Annotated in this window: 25 protein-coding genes; 12 read left to right on the top strand and 13 right to left on the bottom strand. The window is 33.8% G+C overall.

Features of this window, described 5'->3' with window-relative positions; all coding sequences use genetic code 11:
* Nucleotides 1–25 precede the first annotated feature (25 nt).
* A complete protein-coding gene (locus tag AAGD53_RS06480; RefSeq protein WP_341762631.1) occupies nt 26–1,267 on the bottom strand; it encodes an MFS transporter in 1,242 nt (413 codons plus the stop codon).
* Between the two features lie 454 nt (nt 1,268–1,721).
* Here AAGD53_RS06480 and rpmI point away from each other — a divergent pair, with 454 nt between their 5' ends.
* Both rpmI and rplT read left to right on the top strand, forming a co-directional pair.
* A complete protein-coding gene (rpmI, locus tag AAGD53_RS06475) occupies nt 1,722–1,925 on the top strand; it encodes a 50S ribosomal protein L35 (protein ID WP_341747956.1) in 204 nt (67 codons plus the stop codon).
* Between the two features lie 27 nt (nt 1,926–1,952).
* Nucleotides 1,953–2,309, top strand: a complete 357-nt coding sequence (gene rplT, locus AAGD53_RS06470; RefSeq protein ID WP_341747957.1) for a 50S ribosomal protein L20 — start codon at nt 1,953–1,955, stop codon at nt 2,307–2,309.
* Between the two features lie 693 nt (nt 2,310–3,002).
* Here the strand turns inward: rplT and AAGD53_RS06465 are convergent.
* The gene (locus AAGD53_RS06465) at nt 3,003–3,218 is read right to left on the bottom strand and encodes a palindromic element RPE1 domain-containing protein (protein ID WP_341762630.1); all 216 of its coding nucleotides are present in this window, start codon (nt 3,216–3,218) and stop codon (nt 3,003–3,005) included.
* Between the two features lie 18 nt (nt 3,219–3,236).
* Here AAGD53_RS06465 and AAGD53_RS06460 point away from each other — a divergent pair, with 18 nt between their 5' ends.
* A complete protein-coding gene (locus AAGD53_RS06460) occupies nt 3,237–3,788 on the top strand; it encodes a hypothetical protein (protein WP_341761670.1) in 552 nt (183 codons plus the stop codon).
* Between the two features lie 16 nt (nt 3,789–3,804).
* Complete coding sequence (locus AAGD53_RS06455) at nt 3,805–4,557, top strand: hypothetical protein (RefSeq protein ID WP_341762629.1); 753 nt, start codon at nt 3,805–3,807, stop codon at nt 4,555–4,557.
* 5 nt (nt 4,558–4,562) lie between these two features.
* On the opposite strand, the gene AAGD53_RS06450 is transcribed toward AAGD53_RS06455, so the two are convergent.
* Together AAGD53_RS06450 and ffh are read right to left on the bottom strand one after the other, a co-directional pair.
* Nucleotides 4,563–5,627, bottom strand: coding sequence for a hypothetical protein (locus AAGD53_RS06450; protein ID WP_341762628.1), 1,065 nt, complete (start codon nt 5,625–5,627; stop codon nt 4,563–4,565).
* Between the two features lie 29 nt (nt 5,628–5,656).
* On the bottom strand, nt 5,657–7,009 hold the full coding sequence (gene ffh / locus AAGD53_RS06445) for a signal recognition particle protein (RefSeq protein WP_341762627.1): 1,353 nt from the start codon (nt 7,007–7,009) through the stop codon (nt 5,657–5,659).
* Nucleotides 7,010–7,246: 237 nt separating this feature from the next.
* On the opposite strand from ffh, the gene AAGD53_RS06440 reads away from it, so the two are divergent.
* Nucleotides 7,247–8,056, top strand: coding sequence for a class I SAM-dependent methyltransferase (locus tag AAGD53_RS06440; RefSeq protein ID WP_341762626.1), 810 nt, complete (start codon nt 7,247–7,249; stop codon nt 8,054–8,056).
* A 64-nt stretch (nt 8,057–8,120) separates the two neighbouring features.
* Complete coding sequence (locus tag AAGD53_RS06435; protein WP_341763440.1) at nt 8,121–9,434, top strand: MFS transporter; 1,314 nt, start codon at nt 8,121–8,123, stop codon at nt 9,432–9,434.
* Here the strand turns inward: AAGD53_RS06435 and AAGD53_RS06430 are convergent.
* The 4 genes from AAGD53_RS06430 to AAGD53_RS06415 form a co-directional block, all read right to left on the bottom strand.
* Nucleotides 9,373–10,095, bottom strand: a complete 723-nt coding sequence (locus tag AAGD53_RS06430; protein WP_341762625.1) for an HD domain-containing protein — start codon at nt 10,093–10,095, stop codon at nt 9,373–9,375. The genes AAGD53_RS06435 and AAGD53_RS06430 overlap by 62 nt on opposite strands.
* Before the next feature lie 689 nt (nt 10,096–10,784).
* Nucleotides 10,785–11,618, bottom strand: a complete 834-nt coding sequence (kdsA, locus tag AAGD53_RS06425; RefSeq protein ID WP_341762624.1) for a 3-deoxy-8-phosphooctulonate synthase — start codon at nt 11,616–11,618, stop codon at nt 10,785–10,787.
* A gap of 17 nt (nt 11,619–11,635) precedes the next feature.
* Complete coding sequence (gene secG, locus AAGD53_RS06420; protein WP_341762623.1) at nt 11,636–11,941, bottom strand: preprotein translocase subunit SecG; 306 nt, start codon at nt 11,939–11,941, stop codon at nt 11,636–11,638.
* Nucleotides 11,938–12,678, bottom strand: a complete 741-nt coding sequence (locus tag AAGD53_RS06415; RefSeq protein ID WP_341762622.1) for a triose-phosphate isomerase family protein — start codon at nt 12,676–12,678, stop codon at nt 11,938–11,940. Before AAGD53_RS06415 ends, secG begins: the two co-directional genes overlap by 4 nt.
* Nucleotides 12,679–12,754: 76 nt before the next feature.
* On the opposite strand from AAGD53_RS06415, the gene AAGD53_RS06410 reads away from it, so the two are divergent.
* Both AAGD53_RS06410 and AAGD53_RS06405 read left to right on the top strand, forming a co-directional pair.
* Nucleotides 12,755–14,443 carry a peptidylprolyl isomerase gene (locus AAGD53_RS06410; RefSeq protein ID WP_341762621.1) on the top strand — a complete coding sequence of 563 codons (1,689 nt, stop codon included), beginning with the start codon at nt 12,755–12,757 and terminating at the stop codon, nt 14,441–14,443.
* Nucleotides 14,444–14,864: 421 nt separating this feature from the next.
* On the top strand, nt 14,865–15,746 hold the full coding sequence (locus tag AAGD53_RS06405) for a hypothetical protein (protein WP_341762620.1): 882 nt from the start codon (nt 14,865–14,867) through the stop codon (nt 15,744–15,746).
* 475 nt (nt 15,747–16,221) lie between these two features.
* Here AAGD53_RS06405 and AAGD53_RS06400 read toward each other — a convergent pair whose 3' ends face one another.
* On the bottom strand, nt 16,222–16,677 hold the full coding sequence (locus AAGD53_RS06400; RefSeq protein WP_341762619.1) for a hypothetical protein: 456 nt from the start codon (nt 16,675–16,677) through the stop codon (nt 16,222–16,224).
* 651 nt (nt 16,678–17,328) lie between these two features.
* Between AAGD53_RS06400 and AAGD53_RS06395 the strand changes: the two genes are divergently transcribed.
* Together AAGD53_RS06395 and groL are read left to right on the top strand one after the other, a co-directional pair.
* The gene (locus AAGD53_RS06395; RefSeq protein WP_341762618.1) at nt 17,329–17,616 is read left to right on the top strand and encodes a co-chaperone GroES; all 288 of its coding nucleotides are present in this window, start codon (nt 17,329–17,331) and stop codon (nt 17,614–17,616) included.
* A gap of 30 nt (nt 17,617–17,646) precedes the next feature.
* Entirely contained in the window at nt 17,647–19,302 is a 1,656-nt protein-coding gene (gene groL / locus AAGD53_RS06390; RefSeq protein WP_341761683.1) for a chaperonin GroEL, read from the top strand.
* Between the two features lie 118 nt (nt 19,303–19,420).
* Here the strand turns inward: groL and AAGD53_RS06385 are convergent, their stop codons facing one another.
* The 4 genes from AAGD53_RS06385 to AAGD53_RS06370 all read right to left on the bottom strand — a co-directional run bounded on the left by AAGD53_RS06385 (nt 19,421) and on the right by AAGD53_RS06370 (nt 21,736).
* Nucleotides 19,421–19,840: a type II toxin-antitoxin system VapC family toxin gene (locus AAGD53_RS06385; RefSeq protein ID WP_341762617.1), complete on the bottom strand. Its 420-nt coding sequence runs from the start codon at nt 19,838–19,840 to the stop codon at nt 19,421–19,423.
* Nucleotides 19,824–20,066 carry an AbrB/MazE/SpoVT family DNA-binding domain-containing protein gene (locus tag AAGD53_RS06380; RefSeq protein WP_341747931.1) on the bottom strand — a complete coding sequence of 81 codons (243 nt, stop codon included), beginning with the start codon at nt 20,064–20,066 and terminating at the stop codon, nt 19,824–19,826. The genes AAGD53_RS06385 and AAGD53_RS06380 overlap by 17 nt, the downstream gene beginning before the upstream one ends.
* A gap of 417 nt (nt 20,067–20,483) precedes the next feature.
* On the bottom strand, nt 20,484–21,089 hold the full coding sequence (locus AAGD53_RS06375) for a carbonic anhydrase (protein WP_341762616.1): 606 nt from the start codon (nt 21,087–21,089) through the stop codon (nt 20,484–20,486).
* A gap of 59 nt (nt 21,090–21,148) precedes the next feature.
* Nucleotides 21,149–21,736, bottom strand: coding sequence for a UbiX family flavin prenyltransferase (locus AAGD53_RS06370; protein WP_341761685.1), 588 nt, complete (start codon nt 21,734–21,736; stop codon nt 21,149–21,151).
* A gap of 117 nt (nt 21,737–21,853) precedes the next feature.
* On the opposite strand from AAGD53_RS06370, the gene AAGD53_RS06365 reads away from it, so the two are divergent.
* On the top strand, nt 21,854–22,039 hold the full coding sequence (locus tag AAGD53_RS06365; RefSeq protein ID WP_341755487.1) for a DUF465 domain-containing protein: 186 nt from the start codon (nt 21,854–21,856) through the stop codon (nt 22,037–22,039).
* Nucleotides 22,017–22,646 carry a guanylate kinase gene (gene gmk / locus AAGD53_RS06360; RefSeq protein WP_410521101.1) on the top strand — a complete coding sequence of 210 codons (630 nt, stop codon included), beginning with the start codon at nt 22,017–22,019 and terminating at the stop codon, nt 22,644–22,646. Before AAGD53_RS06365 ends, gmk begins: the two co-directional genes overlap by 23 nt.
* The last annotated feature ends 35 nt before the right edge of the window (nt 22,647–22,681 follow it).

Here is a 22,681-nt window from a genome sequence, read left to right as displayed (position 1 = left end):
ATAGCATAGTAAAGTATCAAATCTATTAAATCTTACGTATCCTTAAAAAGGCTGGTACAAATAACATGCTAAATAACGTAGTCAATAAAAAAAGTTGAGGCCAGTCCATATAATTTGCACAAATACCAGATAAAAAGGATAAAATAATCCGGACGAAGGAGCCAAAAGAAGATATAATTGAGTATTGTGTGGCTATCAATTCGCTACTACATAAACTAGAAAAATAAATAAGAATCGCTGTATTACCAAGCCCGCAACAAAAATTCTGTACAGTAATTGTTATAGTAAATATAAGCATATCATGACCTACCATAGATAAGAACACAAACATTAAGGGTGACAGTAATTGTAGACTACCACATATTAGGATGCTTCGAGATATTCCTATTTTTGCAGTTAAAATACCGCTAATGACTCCTCCAGAGATCATTAGCATGAATCCATATGCTTTTGAAATAGAAGCAATTTCTTGAGAGGTAAAAGACAAGTCAATAAACACTGGCGAACTCATTGCCATAGGAATTGAGTCGCTTGCTTTATATAGAAAGACAAACAGTACAATGAACATCCAATTTGGATGATTTCGTTTTAACAATAGTAAGCTATCACCAATGACTTGAAAATATTGTGCAGGTGAAATTAAATCAGTAGAGATGTGTTGAGTTTTTTTTGTAATAGGTTCTTGCATATATAAGGTTATTATAGGTGCAGCCATTGTTATAAGAAAGATACATAGATATACAAAGTACCAATTAAAGAGGCAAGATAAATATAATGCCCCTGTACTATTAATAAGTATTCCTATACGAAAACCAGTTGAATTAAAAGTTGTAGCAATTGAGAGTTCTTCTTTTTTTACAGTCCGTTCTATACGGTATGCATCTAAAACAACATCTTGAGTTGCTGCACAACAGGAAATAATAAAAATTAAAATTGCGGTAATAATTATGTTAACAGGGGGATCTATAATTAAAAATCCACTAATAGTGACTAATAAACATGCTTGGGTAACTAGTGTCCATCCACGACGTTGACCAAATTTTTGACATATAACAGGTATAGAATATTTATCAATAAACGGTGCCCATATTGGTTTTAAGCAATATGGAATAGATGTTAGAAACATTGCACCAATAATATCAGTTGAATATCCCGCCTGTGATAATTGGTAATGAATAGTAAATGATACTAAAGAAAAATTTACCCCTGCAACTATTCCTAGCAAGAATAAACAAATAAAATAAGAACGTGTATGATTAGTTAGCATATTCAGGAGTGATATCCATCTTTTCAAACAATTATCTAGACATTACACCCCAATTCGGGATAAGAATTAGTTAATTCTTATCCCGAATTCGCGTATTACGTATATTTATTTAGTAATACAGCTTTTTTAATAATTTCATATAGTTAATATGCTAACCTCATGCAGGGCAGTTTAAAAATCCCAACTAATGATAGAAAATACTAAATTATAGAAATAATTAGTTGTCATCGCGAGCCACAAAGTGGCGTGGCGATCCAAATAAACAGCAATTATCTTTTTAAAAAACAAACTTTTCTATCATTAGTTAGGACTTTTAAACTGCCCTGCCAAAATATTTGCAAAATTGACTTGCAATAATGCTTAAAAATATTATACTTACGTCTATTAGCAACGTGGCTTTGGTATGCCTAGTTTTTGCTAGACTGATCTTAAAATACCAAATAAAGGAATTATAATGCCTAAATTAAAAACAAAATCAGCGGTAAAAAAGCGCTTTAAGCTTACTGCTACTGGCAAAGTCTGTGCCACTCAAGCTGGAAAAAAGCACTTTATGCGACGTCGTACAAAATCTCAGCTTCGTAACCTTAGAGGAACAACAATTCTCTGCGATCAAGATGCAAAGAACTTGAAAAAATTCTTTCTTCCATATGGAATTTAATAATTTAAATAAGGAAATAGGTGAGATATGTCACGAGTAAAATCAGGAAAAGTTTCAAAAAATCGTCATAAAAAAATTCTCAAACTTGCTAAAGGTTATAGGGGAAGATCGAATAATTGCTTTAGGGTAGCAATTGAAAAAGTTGAAAAAGCTCTACAATATGCTTATAGAGATCGTAGAAATCGTAAGCGTGATTTTAGAGGGCTTTGGATACAAAGAATCAATGCAGCAGTACGCGAGCATGATTTAGTATATTCACAGTTTATGGGTGGGCTGAAAAAAGCTGCCATAGATATCGATCGCAAGGTGCTAGCTGAATTGGCAGTTAACAACCCACAAGGTTTTGCAGATATAGTGGTGCAGGTAAAGACTCATCTGCAATAGACTTATTATACCATTTCCGAAAATTAATCATCACGTCGTCGTACTTCATGATCTCCGCTCCTCACATACCTAGTTGTACGCGAAGGTAGCCGACACTCGTACTCCGAGTAGCAATTTAATTTTGGGAAATGGTATTAAACCTCTTGGATCATTCTACTTTTGCTGGTAATTTGGGCGTTGGGATTAGACTCAAATCCTCACGTATATTTGTTATACTGCTTGCGGGTTAAGGTTTCGGCCATAACTGTTGAAAGTTTACAAATACCTATACCACAGCGTCTATTAGCGAGCGTAAGCGAAGCAATCTAGGAAACAATCTATAGATAAATGATGTTACTGGATTGCTTCGTCGGCCTTACGGTCTCCTCGCTAATAGACGTATAGAGAAGCTGTATTTACTAACTTTCAACAGTTGTGAGGTTTAGGCTCTCCTGCAAATTCCGCAGAAGAGAATTTTGTAAGAGGTCTATTGTTGCGTGCAATTGTTGCGTGCAATTTAGAAATACAACTTAGAAGTAGTTTTGTCATCAAAGTAATGATAGTGTTGTGAACGGATTCTTTGTGGTAATTTTGTCGTCAAAATTTGCTTCCGTTTCTCACATACATCTGCGTACTGCTTGCGGTATTCAGCTACATTTTTCCTAAAAATTCCTCAAAAATTATTCAGTTTAATTGGCAACTGGAGATAGTAATTTATTGCATGTATCTTTGTACATTTAGTATAATCTTACTTATTAATTCATTAGACTTCTTTCGAAACTCTACTTCTGCTGGTGATTTGTACGTCGATGCGGTACTCGAATCCTCACGTACATTAGAGTACGCTGCGGTTCTGCGTTCCGCGTCTCCTTCAAATCTCTCAGCATAAGCGAGTTTCGAAAGAAGTCTATTCTTAAATTTTATTAGCAATATAAAAATAATAATTTTATGATTAAAAAACTTTTATATACTTTTTTGATTCTTATAATTGCTTCTACTATTTCTAGTTGTGGTCGGAATCTTGCGGCAAATACATATACTAGTGATTCAACATTAAATATTGTATTGGAAGGAAAGCTTCTTGCCAAAAGAGATATCAAAATCACAGAGGATGAAAGACTTGGTGATAATGCAGTTGGTGGTCTAACTGGTGCTGTCGCTGGTGGGGCGGTTGCTGCTAGCGGAACTAATAACGCGGCTATAATTGTTGGTGGTGCTATTGTTGGAGGTGTTACTGGTGCAATAATGCAATCTGCTTTGGGGGCATCAAAAGGTACAGAATATATCGTACAGGTTAATAGATCGAATTTGAAAGACGATTATTACGAAGGTAGCAGACTTCTAAGAAATGCTATAGCAGCTGTACGTGCAACAGGTATTATCACCATTGTGCAGGCTAGAGAAGATAAAACTAATCCTGTGATAAATGAGGGGCAAGATGTTCTAGTTATTCTTTCTGAGAAGAGATCTAGACTCATTCCAGCTACATATAAAAATTAATAAAAATACATAGTTAATGGTCAGAATTTTCTTTATAATTTTACTGTTTTTTTCTACATCGGCTTGTACTAAGACGACTTTTGTTAGATCTGCACCTGATTATTCGCAATCACTAACTAAGTCCAAAATTGTTTTGCTTTTACCACCAATAGTTGAAGTAAATCAAATTGATGCTTTTAACAAAAAAACGAGAGTTTATAGTTATGAGGATCGCCTTGAAGAAAATATTGTAGATACATTCATAACCAAAATGCAGGACAAAGGGTATAATATTAAACTTTTCTCTAGAACAGAAATTGGTACTAACAAACTGTCAAAATACGTCGTTGACATTAAGGATAATTTTGATGAAACTCTAAATATACTCTATGCTAGTGGAGCTTGGAAAGAGGATGCGGCATATTCTATTGATGAAAAAATTTCTTCTGCAGTTGATCTTGGTGAGAAAGCTGGAGCTGATTTATTAGTTGTAATGAATTTCTATGCGGAGAGTAAAACATCTGGTGCAGTAACTAAGGATTTTTGTACAGAGATTTTGAAGGGATGTATAACTGGTAGAGTCAATTTAGACCCATCAGAATTTTCGCGAGTTAGATTAGCTATTCTTGATGTACCAACTGGTAGGGTACTATGGACACACTCGGTAGGACTGTCTAGTGATATGATTGACACCACTATTGCTAGTTTTTCTGATAATGACAAAGTGGATAAGAAAAATCTTTCTATATTGTTTAATTCAGCACTTGCAGATCTTCCTGATGCGAAATAGGTTTGTTATACCTTCTTATATTCATCCACAGATGGCTGGTTGAATGGATCGATTTTTAGGTGATTTGCAATTAGGATAGTACTCAACATTACGTGAATAATTTGATCTACAATTACCTGTTCATCGATATGTACAAAATTCTCTAGCATTACTGGTCGTTTGACTTGACCTAATGCATTATATATATTATTAGCATGAGCAGCTAGAGCTATTTCAATATCTGAGCTTGCTTTGTTAGTAATAACTTGATAAAATTTATCATCCGGACCTTCTAAATAAAGCTGCAATTGACTGTGTTGATCAAATGTTCCTTTTGCTATTATAGGAGTTATACCAAAACCATTCTTACCAAGTGATTCAGCTATAATCTGTTGTTGCCATCTACATAGACCATCTAATTGATAACAATAATTAAACATAACTAACATATGTCTATTTAAAGAATATTGATTAAGGTAATACTCCGCTATCTCACAAATATTAAATCCATCAAGAATAATATCTGATATTTTTTTTGAAGCAGCTAGTACGACTTTATGTACATCAACTCCTGCAACTGCGGTTGGGAGCAAAGATGCATTAGAAATTACGCCAAATCTTCCACTACGAATGTTATCATGTTCTAGACAATTTGTACCAAAAGACTCTGCTAAATTACGTAATAAATTATTACTAAACGGTACTATTACATAAATATTTTGAGGGGGAACGTGTAAAACTTCTAAAACATACTTAGTTAATAAATAGGTTTCATTTGTGTTCCCAGATTTACTCAATGAGAAAAAGACGGCTTTACTTAAATCAACTAATGCCAGTTTCTCATCAATTTCCAACTGATCTAAACTATCAAGATATATTAGCCTTTTAGTAGCTACTGCCTTTATACTTAATAATGCTCTAACATTTAGAGAAGACGCACCAAAACCTATAACTACCACAATATCATATTTTAAAGCAAGCTGAGCTGCGAGATCCTTTATGGCATCTTGCTTAATCAGATCAAACCTTAGAAAATCATATTTATTAGCTTTAATCTGTAAAATAAGATCGTTATATACCTTGCTAAGCATTTAATCTCCAGTTATGCTAATTCAGGTTATCATAATTTAAATAAGTTGCCTATACCACTACGCATTAGGCTTTTGGGATTCATATTGCTTGCCTTTTTCATGAAACCACTTATTTGTTTAAATTGCTTCAATAGACTATTCACTTTTTGGACTGATGTTCCAGAGCCTTCAGCGATACGTTTTCGACGTGAGGCATTTAGCAAATCTGGGTTTTTTCGTTCTTTTGGGGTCATAGATAAAATTATTGCTTCTTGGTGGTCTATTAATTTGCCACTTAATTTCGATTGATCGACTTTATCGATAATTTTATTAATACCAGGCAACATACTCATCATACTGCTGAATCCACCTAGTTTCTTTATACTCCTCATTTGCGTTAGATAATCTTCCAAATCAAATTTACCCTTTTTAAGTCTAGCAGCCGCTCTTTCTGCCTCTTGATTGTCTATTATGCTTGCTGCTTTTTCAACGAAGGAGATGATATCTCCCATATCTAATATTCTTGAAGCTATGCGTTCTGGGTCAAATAATTCTAGAGTTGTCAATTTCTCGCCAGCGCTTAAGAACTTAATAGGTTTCTTGGTAACATGTTTAATGCTTAGAGCCGCCCCACCTTTGGCATCGCCATCAATGCAGGATAAAATTACGCCGGTAATCCCTAATTTTTGATCAAAATTGCTGGCTATAAGTACCGAATCTTGCCCAGTCATTGCATCAACCACCAAAATTATCTCTTTTGGATCTATTAAATTTTTTATATTTGATGCTTCTTTCATCATCTCATCATCGATTTGCGACCTACCTGCTGTATCATAAATAACGACATCATAGGCAGATAATTTTGACTCGTGTAAAGCTCTTTTCGTAATATCTATAGGAGTATGGTTGGGGACAATAGTTAAACAATCTACCCCTATAGATTTACCAAGGATAGTTAACTGTTCTTGAGCACCTGGTCTATAAATATCAAGAGAGACTAAAAGTACCTTTTTATTTTGATTTTTTAGCCTAAGTGCTAATTTGGCACTTGCTGTAGTTTTTCCACTGCCTTGTAGACCAACCATTAAAATATTTACCGGCGGTTCAGATTTAAGCTGTAAACTACTTTCATCTAGAGATGAGGATAATATATTGATTAACTCATTATGGACAATCTTTACTATCATCTGCCCTGGGGCTACTGATTTTATGACTTCCTGCCCTGTAGCTTTTAATGTTACTTCAGCAATAAAATCCTTAACTACCGGTAGTGCAACATCTGCTTCAAGAAGGGCAATCCTAATATCACGCATAGTATCGTTTATTTGGGACTCCGATAAAGTACCACTTCTTTTGATACGATCAAAAATTTTCGTTAGATTTTGAGTTAATGTTTGAAACATAAAATGTAATAAATTACTTGAATTCACCGCATTGTAGCATATTTACTAATAATCACTAAGCATATTAGCAAAAAAAATAGTAATTAATTTGTGAAATAAAATTTTCAGATTCTATTGAGAACTAGTGATATTGTTACAACCAAGAATTTATTATTTCAATTTTCTATATTATTTTCTCTTGCTATCAATAAACCAAATCAGCAATATATTTACTAAAAAATAGATATATAAAATATAATGGGAAAAAAGAATAGCTATATTTTGGCAACTGGCAATGAAACGGATTATAGGCTTAGTATTCTGAATAAAATATATGGTAAATATACTAATATTCTATTAGACAGGTTAGAACTTCGTCCTAGTATGAAAGTAGCGATTATTGGTTGTGGATCGGGGGAGTCTATTGATGTAATATATCAGAAAATTGGACAAGATGGCAAACTATTATGCCTAGATATAAGCCAGAAACAGATAGAGCTTACTAAAAGTAAGTTAAGTAGTAAAAACATCGATATTGTTGAATACCAAGTTGCAGATATACAAGATTATCAGGGTAATGAGCAATATGATCTCGTATATTGTAGGTTTGTACTCATACATCTAACACATCCTCAAAAAGCCTTAAATAATATGTTAAGTTTATTAAAGCTAGGCGGAACTATTGCATGTGAAGAGCATGATTATAAAGCCATATTTAATTATCCATATGCTCGTTCAATAGAACAATATAAAGAATTATTACATAAAATTGAAAAAAGACTTAGTGTAGATTATTCTTATGGTATAAAGCTATTTAATACTTTGTGTAGTCTTCAATTAACAGATGTAAAATTTGATTTTCATCAACCAGTTTTTAATGGGGCTGAAGAAAAATTATTATTAAAATTATCTCTGTTAGAAGAAAAAGAACATTTTATTAAGCATAAGTTGATCAATAATTTAGAAATAGAAAAGATGCTAAAAGAAATGGATCAGATTATTCAAGATAAGACGGTTATACAAAGTGCAGGTGGGGTGTTTCAATCTTGGGGGAGAAAACTCCAATGAGTAGTATAATTTACTCCCTCATAAATATATTTCAATGAACGCAAATGCGAGGCAAATACAAATAATGTTAGAGTATCAGCAAGAACAAAGAAGTTTAACAAGAGAACAGAAAGAAGCGGTAGGATTGCTGTCAGTAGGAACATTCCTTGAATATTTTGATTTGATGCTTTATGTACATTTAGCTGTATTACTAAATGAGTTGTTTTTTCCTAAATATGAAGCTTTTGCTGCATCTTTACTGACAGCTTTTGCCTTTTGTTCTACTTTTGTTTTTCGGCCAATTGGTGCATTGATTTTTGGTTATATCGGGGATAGAGCGGGACGTAAAGCAACGGTTATTATTACCACTTTTATGATGGCAATTTCATGTATCATAATGGCCAATGTTCCAACTTATGCTCAAATTGGCATTACCGCTTCTATATTAATTACCGTATGCCGTGTAGTACAGGGCATGTCGTCAGTAGGTGAACTAGTAGGAGCAGAACTTTACTTAACAGAAAGTACAAAACCACCAGTACAATATCCAGTAGTAGCTTTCGTTGCCGTTGCTTCTGTTATTGGTACAACAGCTGCTTTAGGTATTGCTTCGCTTGTTACATCTTATGGTTTTAATTGGCGTATTGCTTTTTGGATTGGGGCAATAATTGCTTTGGTTGGCGGGGTGGCTAGAACAACTCTTAAAGAAACAGCTGATTTTGTTAATGCAAAACTTAGACTAAAAAGGAAATATGAAAAAGCTAATTTTGATATAAAAGAACTTGCTAATGACCCAATTGTTAATGAAACAGTTAATCAAAAATCAGTGCTATATTCATTTATACTAAATTGTGTTTGGCCAGTATGTTTTTATTTTACTTATGTGCATTGTGGCACTCTCCTAAAAAATTCTTTCGGCTATAGTGCAGAACAAGTAATACATCAAAATTTTCTTATCTCAATGATACAATTAGCTGCTAAATTATTTGTAAGTTATTTAAGTTATAGGATATATCCATTGAAGATTCTAAAAGTGCAATTAGTGATATTTTCTATTTTTACGCTATTTTCCTCTTGTATTTTAAACAATATAACTGAGCCATTTTACTTATTTTTATTTCAAACTTTACTTGTACTAGTTGCTCCTGATATTGGACCAGCTGTTTCGATATTTTTTAAATATTTTCCAGTTTTTAAACGTTATACTTATAACAGTATGATATATGCTACATCACGTGCTTTGATGTATATTATTACTTCTTTTGGCATTTTATTTTTAACAAAATATTTTGGTCATTGGGGATTGTTAATTATTATGATTCCAATAATTATAGGTTCTACTTTTGCTTTGCGTCATTTTCAGAAGTTAGAGAAGGAAGCTGGTATTTATGTCGGCTAATTTTTATAGGATCTAATGGGGATTCAGTAATTGATAAATGTTTGTAACATAAAGCAGTTAATATGTTTTCTAGTTGTGTTGTTCCACAATACATGCTGACAGTTATAAAACTTTTAAAAGTCTCTTCTATAATCTTCTTAATTTTTTCAGGAGATTTTACACCAACAGTTTCTAAATTATGAATCCGATCAAAAAGTTTAATCAGTGCTACATCATGTTTTTTTTGCTGAATTAATAAATCTAGTGTTTCTGCCGAGCTAATCTTGCCATGAGGTTTAACCCTAGTTAAGTCTTGCACTTGACTAGCCACTTGACTGCCAAAAATATAGGCAATCATCTTTTCGGTAAGTGGTGTATCTTCAATGGTGTCGTGTAGTAACGCAGTCACAATAATGTCGGTTCTAAACAATCGTGGAATTTCTAGGGCTGTGTACTGGGCAACCATATAAGCCACCTCTATTGGATGCGAGTAATATGGCTCGCCGGACTGCCTCATTTGACTACCATGATATTTTTTAGCATAGTAGATGCCTTTTTTGACTTCATACATGTCTATTGGTTGCTTTACTTTTTTATTTAGCAAAATTAACTCCCTAAGCAACCTCTCAGCATATGCACAATACTGGTATTTTGAATTATCCCAATAGTTAATATCTTCCATAAGAACCACAATATTTTAATTCTAAAGTCATTTTAAACTAAAATTTCGACTGTTTAAAGCATTTACTATTTTTTATTTTTAAAAAGATGCAATATCTTCTAATCTTGTTGTATAAATTACAGCATAGTACCATTTTTTATGCTGCTGCTGTTAAGAGGTCTTCCGAGCGTCTATTAGCGAGGAGTCGCGAAAAAGCGGCGACGCGGCAATCTAGGATACGCACAACTGTTGAAAGTTAAAAAATCGTCATCGCGAGGCGTCGATAGACGCCGTGGCGATCTCATGAAGTAAGCTCTTCTTCACAAGATTGCCACGTCGTCGCTTACAGCGACTCCTCGCTAATAGACGGTTTAGGGCTTACAAAGCTCATCGCGATGACGGTTTTTTAACTTTCAACAGTTGTGCCAGGATACGCGAAGCGTTACTCTAAAAAAACAGCTTCGCTGTTTACCTAGAGCATCTAAAGAGCCTTGCTATGACGATTATAGAAAAATGTAGGTATACTCTTCTGCTTTGAAAAATTGTTTTTTGAAAATATCATGGATTCGCATGCTCACGTACTATATGTACGCTCCGCTTGCTCACCATTCATTTTCGAATCCAATTCTTCAAATCATTTGAGTATACTATGGGTGCAGGGACACCCTAGGCTATTAAACCGATGTCTTACATAAATACTTGAGGTTATGTTATATCTTAAATATTGCTTTAGTTAGCTCATCATAGCTCTTTAACCTAACCAATATAGGTTCTAAATCATCCAGCTTGATCATACAAGGTCCGTCACTTGGGGCATTATCTGGGTCTTGGTGAACTTCCATAAAAATGCCTGCTACTCCAACGCTAACAGCTGCCCTTGCTAATATTTCAACATATTTTCTTTCGCCACCACTACTGTTGCCTATGCCACCTGGTTGCTGAACTGAATGGGTGGCATCAAAAATTACAGGAGTCTTAGTTTCTGCCATAATTGGCAAACTACGCATATCCGATACTAGTGTGTTGTAACCAAAACATGCACCCCGTTCGGTAAGCATGATATTCTTTGCACCAAACGCTTCAAGTTTAGCATACACATTCTTCATATCCCAAGGGGCAAGAAACTGACCTTTTTTAACATTAACAACCTTATTAGTCATAGCTGCAGCATGCAGCAAATCTGTTTGTCTACATAAGAAGGCAGGGATTTGGATTATATCAACAATTTCAGCAACTTTAGCACACTGATTCTCTGTATGAACGTCAGTAAGAATAGGGCAGTTAAAGGCTGTTTTTACTTTAGATAAAATTTCCAGCCCTTTCTCAAGACCGCTACCCCGGATACCATTTATTGAAGTTCTATTGGCTTTATCGAATGAAGATTTATAGATAAAGGGTATGTTAAGTTTAGCAGTAAGGGTCACAAGCTTGTCAGCCATAAATAATGCATGATCTAGATTTTCTATTTGACAAGGTCCAGCAATAAACACAAATGGTAGGGTATTACCAATTTTGATATTATGTAAATCAATTATTTTTTGCATAACTTAGCCCTTAAATTTTACTTGGCAATTGGCAAGCTAGATTCTTCTTGCTTATCGTAAACTTGCTCAATTTTCTTAATTATCCCAAGGTTTTTCTTAGAAGACAGATTGGCAAGAATAATAGCATTAATTATAAACAAGGTGGCAAGCACTACCGTGGTTTTAGTCAAGAAATTAGCTACAGTTCTGCCTGTTACAACACCCATATTACCACTACCACCGCTCATACCACTTAACCCATCATTGCCAGTCTTTTGCATCAGAATTACGATAATTAGCAGTATTGCTATTACAATATGAACAAAAAGTAATATATTCATCATTTTCTAAAAAACCTATAATTTAATATTTGAACTAAAATTTGATAATCAAGTGAAGATTTGCCAATCATAACCCCATCAATATTCTGTACACTTAATATTTTTTCTATATTACCTAAATTTACAGATCCACCATACACTAAGCTAACATTATTTGCAACTTGGCTTTGCTGAAGAAAATAATTGAGGACATCAAATATCTCTATTAATTCTTCTTGGTTAGGAATAATGCCTGTTCCTATAGTCCAAATCGGCTCATACGCTATTATCACATCTATCCCCTCCCCTATTGTATCATTTGGCAGGGATTCCACTAATTGTTTTAATAAAAAATTTTTATAATTATTATTTTTTCGTGTAGCTAGGTCTTCTCCGATACAAATAATAGGGCTAATCTTGGCGTTTAAGCAATTCTCTGCTTTTTGTCTGATTAATTCATTGGATTCTTGAAAGAGACTTCTACGTTCACTATGACCAACAATAGCGTAATTAATACCACTTAGTTTCAGTAGCAGGCTTGAATATTCTCCCGTATAACTTCCTTGTCCTTCAAATTGACTGACATTTTGTCCACAAAACTCTATAGATTTGAATTTATCAGATAAATAAGCAAGATAGGGAGCAGGAGGAGCTATAATAAATTTGTTGTTATGTTGCTGCTCTGTCAGCCTAGCACAAAATTTAAATGCATCATCTAAACTTATATGCATTTTCCAGTTAGCAATAATAAGTTTTTTCATAAAAATCGCTTGCAGATATTAGTGTACAGAACTATTTTAGTATACTACAAAAACTTGAAGAGAAAAATTTATATTTATGTTAAATAATATTAGAAACGCTGCTGATAGTTTTGTAATGCGTGTTTTACTTGGAATGATTGCCTTTGCATTTGTTGGATGGGGAATTAAAGATGTATTACAGACTACCAATAATTTTGATTTGATTACATTTTCTGATGCAAAAACTATTAGCGAAGAAGATTTTCTAAAAGCAAAAGCCGAACAAATTCGTGTTATTCAAAAACAAACTGGAACACATCTTAGTGAAGAAGATATAAAGCAGTTGAATATTGATAATTTTATTATTAAAAAACTTATCAATAATCGCATTATGAACTATTTAGTACACTATTATAATCTAGATATAACTGATGATACTGTGATTCAGTTTATTAAAGAATCTGCTAATTTTAAGAATGAGCAAGGTCTATTTGACATAGCACTCTTTAAAGGTTTTTTAAAAAATTCTTATATTAATGAGGAGGACTATGTATCTGACGTAAAAGAACATACCTTAAAGAATACTCTAATTAGTATTTTTATAGAATCATTTCAAACACCAAAAATAATGGTCAAAAATATCGTAGACTATATGGCTGAAACAAGAGAGGTCGACCTTGTACAAATTGACCTAAAAGCTCAGCCTAAAGGTGCGTTTATGACTTATGCAACTTCGGTCGAGTTAGAAGAACTATACAAGCAAAATCAAGAGTTATTTGAAATACCGGAAAAACGTAGCTTGTCTTATGTAAAAATATCAAGTGAAGTGTTAGGTAAGCAAATTCATAATAGCGATGAAGAATTATTGAAGTTTTATCAGGATAACCAAGAAGAATTTGCTAATAAAAAATTTAGCGAGGTACGAAAACAGGTTAATGAATTATTGCAACAACAAAAAATAGAAGAGCTGAAGCTACTGTTAGCAAAAAATTTAGAGGATGATGTAGCAGCTGGTTCAAGTTTAACAGAAATTGCTGGAAAATATGAATTACCAATACAAAATTTGGATTCTGTAAGCTATAAGGATTTAACTAATAATATACAAGATGAATTTCAAGATTTGGCTAAGCCTGCGAGTGGTGAGCGGACTGGGCGTAGTCAAACCGTTGTTCCTACGCGAAGTACCATCGTGCCACAACGCCAACATTTGAAAGGCGAATGGTATGTTGATCTTGGTCAAAATGCTGACAGTATTTTTGATCTTGCAGAAGGAGAATTATCATATCCAATGGAGATAACTGATCAAGGAGCTTTTATATTGGTTGAGATTAAATCTATTCAGCCAAGTAAGCTACAAGAATTCTCGGCAGTCAAGGATCAAGTATATGAACTATGGTATAAGCAATATATTAGAAAGATAAATTTAGGAAACATAGAGAGTCTTGCTAAAGAATATAAACCTGGTAAAAGTAAAAAACCTCTAGACATTACTACCAACCAAGCTGCAACTTTTTCTAGGTATGAAGTTCACAATAATCAGCAATTACCAGCAGAATTACTATCAGCAATTTTTAATGCTAACATTGATTCCAATACTCCAGTTTTTCAGTCAAAAGATAAGGCGTATTTTGCTTATGTAAAATCAAAAAGAATTGATAAGACGAAAAGGCAAGAAATTCAGAAAAAAAATGAAGTAGATATTGCAGTAGCCATAAGAAACAATGTTATTGATGAGCTGATTAGCTATGCCATTAAGAAAAATAAAATGAAACAAAAGAGTATGTGATTTATATTGTATGTTATCATTCACCTTACGTATAGCATTTAAAAATTGCAGAAAAGTACAAGAGTCTATTAGCAAGACTACGTAGTGCTAGGTGATGCACACAAAATTAGTAAGCTGTATACAGCTTTTAGTTAAACGTCATTGCGAGGAGCCACTTTGTGGCGACGCGGCAATCCAAATTACTTATTATATTTTTTGTGGATTGCTTCGTCGCCACAAAGTGGCTTCTCGCTAATAGCGCTAGGCTGTTCTTTCTATGACTTTTAAATTGCCATGGGGGTTACGCGTAAGGTGAGTTATCATGATATAAATATGACAATTTATATAACTAATTTTAACTATATTGTTACTAAATCTTGCATATTAATATATATTAAGATTATATTATGTCATATTAATATAATCTTAATATGTGTTTATTATGTCAAAAGATCGTACGCTATTAGCAAGGCTTTCTACCGCAAAACAATTACTTGAGAATAAAATTGATAAGACAGAACGAGCTATAAAGTTGTTTGCTACTGATAGTACTGTTCATGAGATATTGCAGGCTGCTAATTTGGAGGAATGTTGTAATTTTGTAGAAAATACGGAAGATAGATCAGTAGCTAGTCAGGGATTAAAAACTAGTTTAAAAGGTCTGCATAGTCAACAATCTGTCTTATCAAAGTATAATACAGTTGATTGTAAAAAGTTTAAAGAACGCAGTGACCAAATATACGAAATAATTCAAGCTAGAAAGTTACTTAAATGTATTGACCAACATGATTTTAAGGAAGCACTGAAGATTGCTGGGTTGAGCTATATAATTAAGAAGGGGGCACCATGGATAAGTAGAATATGGATAACAGAAAATACTTTTTTTGAAAATTTGGATAAATATTTAGAAGTTAAACGGGAAGAATATAAAGTAATACTAGATGCACATCAAGCTGAATGTGAGCGTGAACCGAGTGCTCCAGCACTACCCCTATCAACTGTTCTTGAAGGATCAAGTAACTATAATAATATGTATGTTACTAATAACAACCATCCAGCAGCAGATTCTACACAACCTAGTATACTACCACTTGATCAACATTCATACCTGCAACTACCTCAAAATAATATTACAACTACATCCAATACAATGAACTATCCTCCGAAAATTCGTAAACCTGCTGCCCCACCCCCTCCAATACCACCTTCACTACTACTTTCAGCACCTCCTCCATATGCTGCAGTAGTGCCTGATGTTTCAAGATCAGCAGAATCTGATGAGAATAACCAAGACCTTTTAGGTGTTGTATATCATCATCATTAAGTTCAGCTTTGTGGTTATACCACAATTATTGAAAGTTAAAAAACCGTCTATTAGCGAAGCATTGTTGTAAGGTTTAAACCGTCTATTAGCGAGCGAACGTACGTGAGCGTGGCAATCCATGAAGTTTGTCATATGGATCAACTATGTTCGCAATAAAAATTTAAATAAATTTGGTTTAAATTTTTATTGCTTCTGCAGAGCTAGTTAAATCACGTAACTTAGCATTTGCCTCGTCGGCTCATGCCTCCTCGCAATGACGGTTTAGGGCTAACAACGCTCCTCGCAATGACGTTTGTTGAACTTTCAACAGTTGTGCTATGGTCTCCTCGCAATGACGTTTTATAGACGCCTTTTATAGACGTATTCGTAGGTAGCCACGTACTATATGTACGCCTAGCACCTAGACCCTTTGACTCTTGCTACTATCAGGATTTTGATTCTATCGTATATCAACTCTTCATTTACGAGTAGTATATTATTCATCTGTATTGAAATTTAATAGTTCATTAGCAAATTTATAATGGTTTTTACAATAAGTAGCAGCCACGTATAAAAAATAATCATCCTCTATATTTACTTTTTTCAAGAGTACTTTTTTATAGGATCTTTCGTAAGTAGTAACGGTAATTAGACCGGCAGATGACAAAGTACCAAGTACAGACCAAAGTAGAGTGTTAATTGTTGTATGCCGTATATCTTCGTTAATTAGGATGGTGACAGGCTTATTATTGCAGCTCATTACTCGGCGGATTAACTTGCCAAAAGTACTGTGGTCATAAGGTCCTTTAGATTCGATAATTTCAACTATTGTTAATCCATCTTGTTCACTAGTAGCACTAACATCATCTCTAAGTTTTAGATCCTTAGGATGGTCATAAGCTGGATCAAGAAAGATGATTGCTTCAGAAGGTAAAGTTGTTGCATATGTCATAGCAGTATCCCCTTTATGATTAAACTTAAAGTTATCAAGTTTTAACCACCAAAGAACCTTGAGAGATTACTTTGGCGATCGGGGAGTTAGTAAACTGTATAGCATAACAGCTACGCTAGCCTTTAGGTTTAAGGTTTACACCTTAAACCCTGAACATAGCTAACATCTCCCCGACCATAACAATCGAGGATTACACCTTTATTCGGCAGATGTGTTCCGATGCTATAAGAGGTTACTACACCCCAAAGTAACTTTGCAGTTACTTCATTTTTAATTTTAAACTATACTCCTATAAAGTCAATAATAGAAAAACTTATGCGAGGATAAAAAAGGTATTACTCGATAATCAAGTTTTTTAGAATTATTAAAAAATACGTCTATTAGCGAGAAGCCGCGAAAAAGCGGCGACGCGGCAATCCAGTATACGTGAAGCGTTACTCTAAAAAAACAGCTTCGCTGTTTACCTAGATCGCCACGGCATCTAAAGATGCCCCGCGATAACGGTTAAGGAAAAACTTGATTATCGAGTATTACACACAATTTGCTCACAGCAATTATTCTTAAAAATTTTTCTTTTTACCCCTTGAACTGTTATAAAATCAAGCATATATAGAATACACATTATTAAGTATTAAATCTATGGAGGTAAGAATGTCTTTTAGACCATTGCACGATAGAATTGCGGTAAAACCAATTCAACAAGAAGAAAAAACAAGTGGAGGAATTATTATTCCTGATACAGCAAAGGAAAAACCAATACAAGGTGAAGTAGTAGCTGTAGGTAAGGGAACAAAAAGTGAGAATGGTACTGTCCATCCATTAGAAATAAAAGTAGGAGATAAAGTACTTTATGGCAAATGGGCTGGCACTGAAGTAAAAGTTGATGGTTTAGATTTGGTCATTATGAAAGAAAGTGATGTCATGGGCATAATTGGTTAATAATTTATTTATTGTAAGGAGAATATATATATGGCAGCAAAATTAATAAAACACGGCTTACATGCACGTGAACAAATGCTAAAAGGTATTGATATTTTAGCTGATACCGTAAAAGTAACATTAGGTCCAAAAGGTAGAAATGTTGCAATTGAACAATCATTCGGGGCACCAAGGCTAACCAAAGACGGTGTAACTGTTGCAAAAGCCATTGAACTAAAAGACAAAGCTCAGAATTTGGGAGCTCAATTAGTGAAATCTGTGGCTAGCAAAACATCTGATGTTGCTGGTGATGGAACAACTACTGCAACTGTGCTAACTCAAGCAATAGCAAGAGAAGGCAATAAAGCCGTAGCAGCCGGTTTTAATCCTATGGATATAAAACGCGGTATAGACTCAGCGGTTAACCTAGTAGTTGAAGAAATTAGGAAAGCAAGTAAAAAGATCAGTAGCCAAGAGGAGATTGCTCAAGTTGGTACTATTTCGTCAAATGGTGATAAAGAAATTGGTGAAAAAATTGCCATGGCTATGGAAAAAGTAGGCAAAGAGGGAGTAATTACCGTCGAAGAAGCCAAGAATTTTAGTTTCGAAGTAGATGTAGTTGAAGGTATGATGTTTGATAGAGGTTATCTATCACCATATTTTGTTACTAATTCTGAAAAGATGGTAGCAGAATTGGAAAATCCTTTTATCTTACTATTTGAAAAGAAATTATCAAATTTACAACAAATGTTACCAGTACTTGAAGCGGTAATGCAATCAGGACGTCCTTTACTTATAATCGCTGAAGATGTAGAAGGAGAAGCACTGGCTACTCTAGTAGTAAATAAATTACGTGGTGGGTTAAAAGTTGCGGCAGTTAAAGCTCCTGGCTTTGGAGATAGAAAAAAACTCATGATGGAAGATATATCTATTTTAACCAATGGTCAGCTTATCAGCGAAGATCTTGGTATGAAGCTTGAGAATGTTAATATCAAAATGTTGGGTACTGCTAAAAAAGTTACCATCTCTAAAGAAAATACTGTCATAATTGATGGTGTTGGTAGTAAGGCGGATATCGCTACTCGTTGTTCACAAATTCGTAAACAAATTGATGAATCTACTTCAGAGTACGATAAAGAAAAATTACAAGAGCGTTTGGCTAAACTTGCTGGTGGTGTAGCTGTCTTAAAAGTTGGTGGTACTACCGAAGTTGAAGTAAAAGAAAGGAAAGATCGTGTCGAGGATGCCCTGCATGCTACTAGAGCTGCAGTAGAAGAAGGTGTTGTTGCAGGGGGTGGGGTCACTCTTTTCTATGCAGCAAAAGCTTTAGAATCGTTAAAAAATACTAACGAAGATCAACAGGCTGGTATTAACATAGTTAAGAAGGCATTGCAAGCTCCAGTAAAACAAATCGCAGAAAATGCTGGTGTGGAAGGAGCTATTGTAGTTGGAAAACTTAATGATAGTAAAGACAAACATTTTGGCTTCAATGCTCAAGACATGACTTATGTTGATATGATTAAGGCTGGTATTATCGATCCAACAAAAGTTGTACGTACAGCTTTGCAAGATGCAGCATCAGTTGCTTCTTTGATTATTACTACTGAAGCATTTATTATTGATGAACCAACTGATAAAGATGAACCTGCTATGCCACGTGGTGGCATGGGTGGTGGTATGGGCGGCATGGGCGGTATGGACTTCTAACGCTCATTTCTTCATACGAATAAACCCCAATTCGGGATAAGAATTAGTTAATTCTTATCCTGAATTCGCGTACTTTGATGTCATCCCTCTGCTTTTTTGTAGGGATGACATCTTTTTATTAACGTACTAAAGTAATTTTTACCGGAAGCTTATCAGATAATTTTAACCAAATTCTATCAGTAGTATAAATTTCCATATTATAATAACCACCAGTTGCTATGCATGCTCTGTCACCTAAAGATAAACCATAATCTTTTGTTAAACTTATTAACTTACCTGCTTTGATACTTATACTTTCAGAAAATGGTATGATGTCTGGAACTATATCTGTTATGATTGTATCAATTTCATTTTCTTTTATATTAGATCTAGTTAAGACAGAAACTAATTCACTTAAATTAACTGATGATAAGGCACTACTTGCAATAACATCCTCTAATATTTTATAACCTGATTCTTGTTTTAATAAGGCAATGATTGCAGATGTATCTAATAAAAATTTCTTAGTCTTGATTAGAGATTTAGAACTTGTTTGCATCTTCGTTCCTCATCAGTTTTAGCTCTTTTTGTAAATCAATATTCTTGTATTTACTTAAAATATTTCTAGCTTTTTCTATATTAGCATGATAAGTCGAAACTATTAATTCAGAATCTTTATATTTAATGGACACTTCATCACCAGCTTTAAGATGCAGTTTTTTTCTAATTTTAGCGGGGATAGCAAGTCTCCCATTACTATCTATATAACTTTTTAATGCTGTCATAATATATACCGATAATGTTAAGATTAATATAAAGATACAACTATATACATAGTAACTAAAATTATAAAAATGGTCAATTTAATAAATACTAGATAAATACTAATTCTAATAATCCTGCTTTTTAGTCTAATTTTTTAATTTTAGATTTCTAATAAGCGAGTTTGCCAAAGATATCTATTAATAAAATTTACTTTGCTATAAGCCGGATACATGACTGTATTTGATCTTTGGTCGCGGGAATCTTTTTATACTGCTATGATTTCAAAAGTTGGGTAGACGAAGGTCAACTTCAAGAAGAGCTAGGAGTGTCAAAGTCGAGCAGCGGAGCGTACATTAGTACGTGAGCAGCGGAGATCTTTGGTCGCGGGAACGCCAATTCTTGAAGTTCACCGAGTATACCTGAGTATGCTCAAGAACCTAAGCAAGGGGTAGATATGTTTGTTGCTTATCAGAATAAGTAAAAATTTGCCCAGTTTTTATATCAAAAAACCATAAATGAATAATTAGCTCTTTCTTGGTCACTAGTTCATTAATCCATGGAAACGTCATACAATTTTGATGTGATTGTTTAAGTGCTAATTTTGTATAATCATCAGCATTATGATGTCTAAAATTAGGTGTTTTTATCAGAGAAACCCAGTTGGTTATAAAATCATTTTGCACTCTATCGTCACTATTTAATAATTCTTGAATTCCTCCACATTGGCTATGTCCTAATATAATTAAGTGTTCAACTTTCAAAAAGCATATTCCAAACTCTAAGGCAGCACTTGTGCCATGATGAGATCCATCTTTTTCGTAAGGAGGAACAATATTTGCTACATTACGTACAACAAATAAATCCCCTGGATCACATTGTAGTATTAATGCCGGATCTACTCGTGCATCACAACAAGCAACCACCATAATCTTTGGTTGTTGACCATCCCGGGATAGACTCTGCATAATAGATTTATTACCATAAGCATATTTTTTTCTAAATAGCTGATAGCCTTTTAGTATTTTTTCAAAACTTTGTTGCATATATGACCCTCAAGACGTCACTGCAATTATAGCAGATATTTTTCAAGCACTAATAGATTTTAAATTTTTGTAGGCATACCATCCCAACGTTTTATTAAATCAGTATTAATATCAAAAATATCAAGAACCCGCGAAATTGAATAATTTATCATGTCATCCAAGGTTTTAGGTAAACTATAAAAAGCAGGTACTGGAGGTGCAATTATCCCACCATAATTCGTTACTTTTAACATATTTTCTAAATGACCTAGATGTAAAGGAGTCTCTCTTATCATCAACACCAGTTTTCTTCGTTCTTTTAGTGTAACCCCTGCTGCTCTACTGATTAAATTATTCTCAATACTGCCAGCAATTGATGCAAGAGTTCTCATGCTACATGGGGCTATTATCATGCCAAATGTCCTAAAAGCACCGCAAGCAACCCTAGCACCAATATCAGAAAGATTGTAACAGTAATCTGCTAAATCTTTTACTTGTTCTATGGAATAATTCGTCTCATGTAATATGGTAAGATGAGCAGATTTTGAAATAATTAGATGACTCTCAATATTTATCTGCCTCAGAATCTCAAGTAACCTTATACCATATATTGCTCCAGAAGCTCCAGAGATTGCCACAAGCAATTTTTTTTTATTATCGCTAGTCATAGCTATATTTTTTCCTTTCAAAGTGTGTTTGCTTATATTAAAATGATGCTTGGTTTACAAAAAACCAAGCTAAAAAACCAAGCTTTTAACTGATTATGGAGTTTGCAAATGAGTCTCATGAGCCACATACAAAGTTTACAAAAAAAACATAATGATTTAGAAAGACTAATAAATACCGGATTTTTGCATTTGCAAGATAATACTAAAGTCAGGCAGTTAAAGAAACAAAAATTAATATTAAAAGATAAAATTCTATTGCTATATAAAGGTTTCACCAAGAATGCTACTATCTCTCAGAAGTAAAGGATTAGCTATTATTTTGTCTTCGCCCTCGGCTACTGGTAAATCTAGCTTAGCTAGAGCAGTTTTAAAAATTGATAGTAATCTTAGATTGTCCGTTTCTGCAACTACTAGAAGGCCAAGAACAGATGAAGTTGATGGAGTAAGTTACTATTTCAAGACCAAAGAGGAATTTAATAAATTAATTGAGCAAGATGCATTTCTTGAATATGCAAATATTTACAATAATTATTATGGAACACCTAAAAAAGTTGTAGAAGACTTACTAAGTCAAGGGTTAGATGTTTTGTTTGATATAGATTGGCAAGGTACAAAGCTAATAAAAAAAACCTTGCCAAATGTAATTGCAATTTTTATTTTGCCACCGAGTCCTAGTATTTTGCAACAACGAATTAAAAATAGAGGGCAAGATAGTAAAGAATCAATAAAGTTGCGTATGAAATTGGCTACTAAAGAAGTGTATTATGCCAAACAATATGATTACGTGGTTATTAACGATGATTTTGATACCACTCTTGAAACAATATATTCTATAATCACTGCTGAGCGATCGAAAAGAATAAGACTTGATTTAGGCAAGTTTTATAATGATTGGCATGACCAACTCTGATGTTATCCCATAACTGTTGAAAGTTAAAAATCGTC

The organism is Candidatus Tisiphia endosymbiont of Melanophora roralis (genome assembly GCF_964026575.1).
Taxonomy (GTDB): Bacteria; Pseudomonadota; Alphaproteobacteria; order Rickettsiales; family Rickettsiaceae; genus Tisiphia.
The sequence above is the reverse complement of the archived record's forward strand: the minus strand, read 5'-3'. Positions and strand labels throughout refer to the sequence as shown.

Bases quoted from the DNA above. Each gene is read 5' to 3' on its own strand.
- groL (WP_341761683.1), top strand. From the start codon at position 17,647: ATGGCAGCAAAATTAATAAAACACGGCTTACATGCACGTGAACAAATG.
- AAGD53_RS06435 (WP_341763440.1), top strand. From the start codon at position 8,121: ATGTTAGAGTATCAGCAAGAACAAAGAAGTTTAACAAGAGAACAGAAA.
- AAGD53_RS06385 (WP_341762617.1), bottom strand. From the start codon at position 19,840: ATGCAAACAAGTTCTAAATCTCTAATCAAGACTAAGAAATTTTTATTA.
- ffh (WP_341762627.1), bottom strand. From the start codon at position 7,009: ATGTTTCAAACATTAACTCAAAATCTAACGAAAATTTTTGATCGTATC.
- AAGD53_RS06370 (WP_341761685.1), bottom strand. From the start codon at position 21,736: ATGACTAGCGATAATAAAAAAAAATTGCTTGTGGCAATCTCTGGAGCT.
- gmk (WP_410521101.1), top strand. From the start codon at position 22,017: ATGCTACTATCTCTCAGAAGTAAAGGATTAGCTATTATTTTGTCTTCG.
- kdsA (WP_341762624.1), bottom strand. From the start codon at position 11,618: ATGCAAAAAATAATTGATTTACATAATATCAAAATTGGTAATACCCTA.
- AAGD53_RS06395 (WP_341762618.1), top strand. From the start codon at position 17,329: ATGTCTTTTAGACCATTGCACGATAGAATTGCGGTAAAACCAATTCAA.
- AAGD53_RS06460 (WP_341761670.1), top strand. From the start codon at position 3,237: ATGATTAAAAAACTTTTATATACTTTTTTGATTCTTATAATTGCTTCT.
- AAGD53_RS06455 (WP_341762629.1), top strand. From the start codon at position 3,805: ATGGTCAGAATTTTCTTTATAATTTTACTGTTTTTTTCTACATCGGCT.
- AAGD53_RS06365 (WP_341755487.1), top strand. From the start codon at position 21,854: ATGAGCCACATACAAAGTTTACAAAAAAAACATAATGATTTAGAAAGA.
- AAGD53_RS06480 (WP_341762631.1), bottom strand. From the start codon at position 1,267: ATGCTAACTAATCATACACGTTCTTATTTTATTTGTTTATTCTTGCTA.
- AAGD53_RS06400 (WP_341762619.1), bottom strand. From the start codon at position 16,677: ATGACATATGCAACAACTTTACCTTCTGAAGCAATCATCTTTCTTGAT.
- AAGD53_RS06375 (WP_341762616.1), bottom strand. From the start codon at position 21,089: ATGCAACAAAGTTTTGAAAAAATACTAAAAGGCTATCAGCTATTTAGA.
- secG (WP_341762623.1), bottom strand. From the start codon at position 11,941: ATGATGAATATATTACTTTTTGTTCATATTGTAATAGCAATACTGCTA.
- AAGD53_RS06450 (WP_341762628.1), bottom strand. From the start codon at position 5,627: ATGCTTAGCAAGGTATATAACGATCTTATTTTACAGATTAAAGCTAAT.
- AAGD53_RS06380 (WP_341747931.1), bottom strand. From the start codon at position 20,066: ATGACAGCATTAAAAAGTTATATAGATAGTAATGGGAGACTTGCTATC.
- rplT (WP_341747957.1), top strand. From the start codon at position 1,953: ATGTCACGAGTAAAATCAGGAAAAGTTTCAAAAAATCGTCATAAAAAA.
- AAGD53_RS06405 (WP_341762620.1), top strand. From the start codon at position 14,865: ATGTCAAAAGATCGTACGCTATTAGCAAGGCTTTCTACCGCAAAACAA.
- AAGD53_RS06440 (WP_341762626.1), top strand. From the start codon at position 7,247: ATGGGAAAAAAGAATAGCTATATTTTGGCAACTGGCAATGAAACGGAT.
- AAGD53_RS06415 (WP_341762622.1), bottom strand. From the start codon at position 12,678: ATGAAAAAACTTATTATTGCTAACTGGAAAATGCATATAAGTTTAGAT.
- AAGD53_RS06410 (WP_341762621.1), top strand. From the start codon at position 12,755: ATGTTAAATAATATTAGAAACGCTGCTGATAGTTTTGTAATGCGTGTT.
- rpmI (WP_341747956.1), top strand. From the start codon at position 1,722: ATGCCTAAATTAAAAACAAAATCAGCGGTAAAAAAGCGCTTTAAGCTT.
- AAGD53_RS06430 (WP_341762625.1), bottom strand. From the start codon at position 10,095: ATGGAAGATATTAACTATTGGGATAATTCAAAATACCAGTATTGTGCA.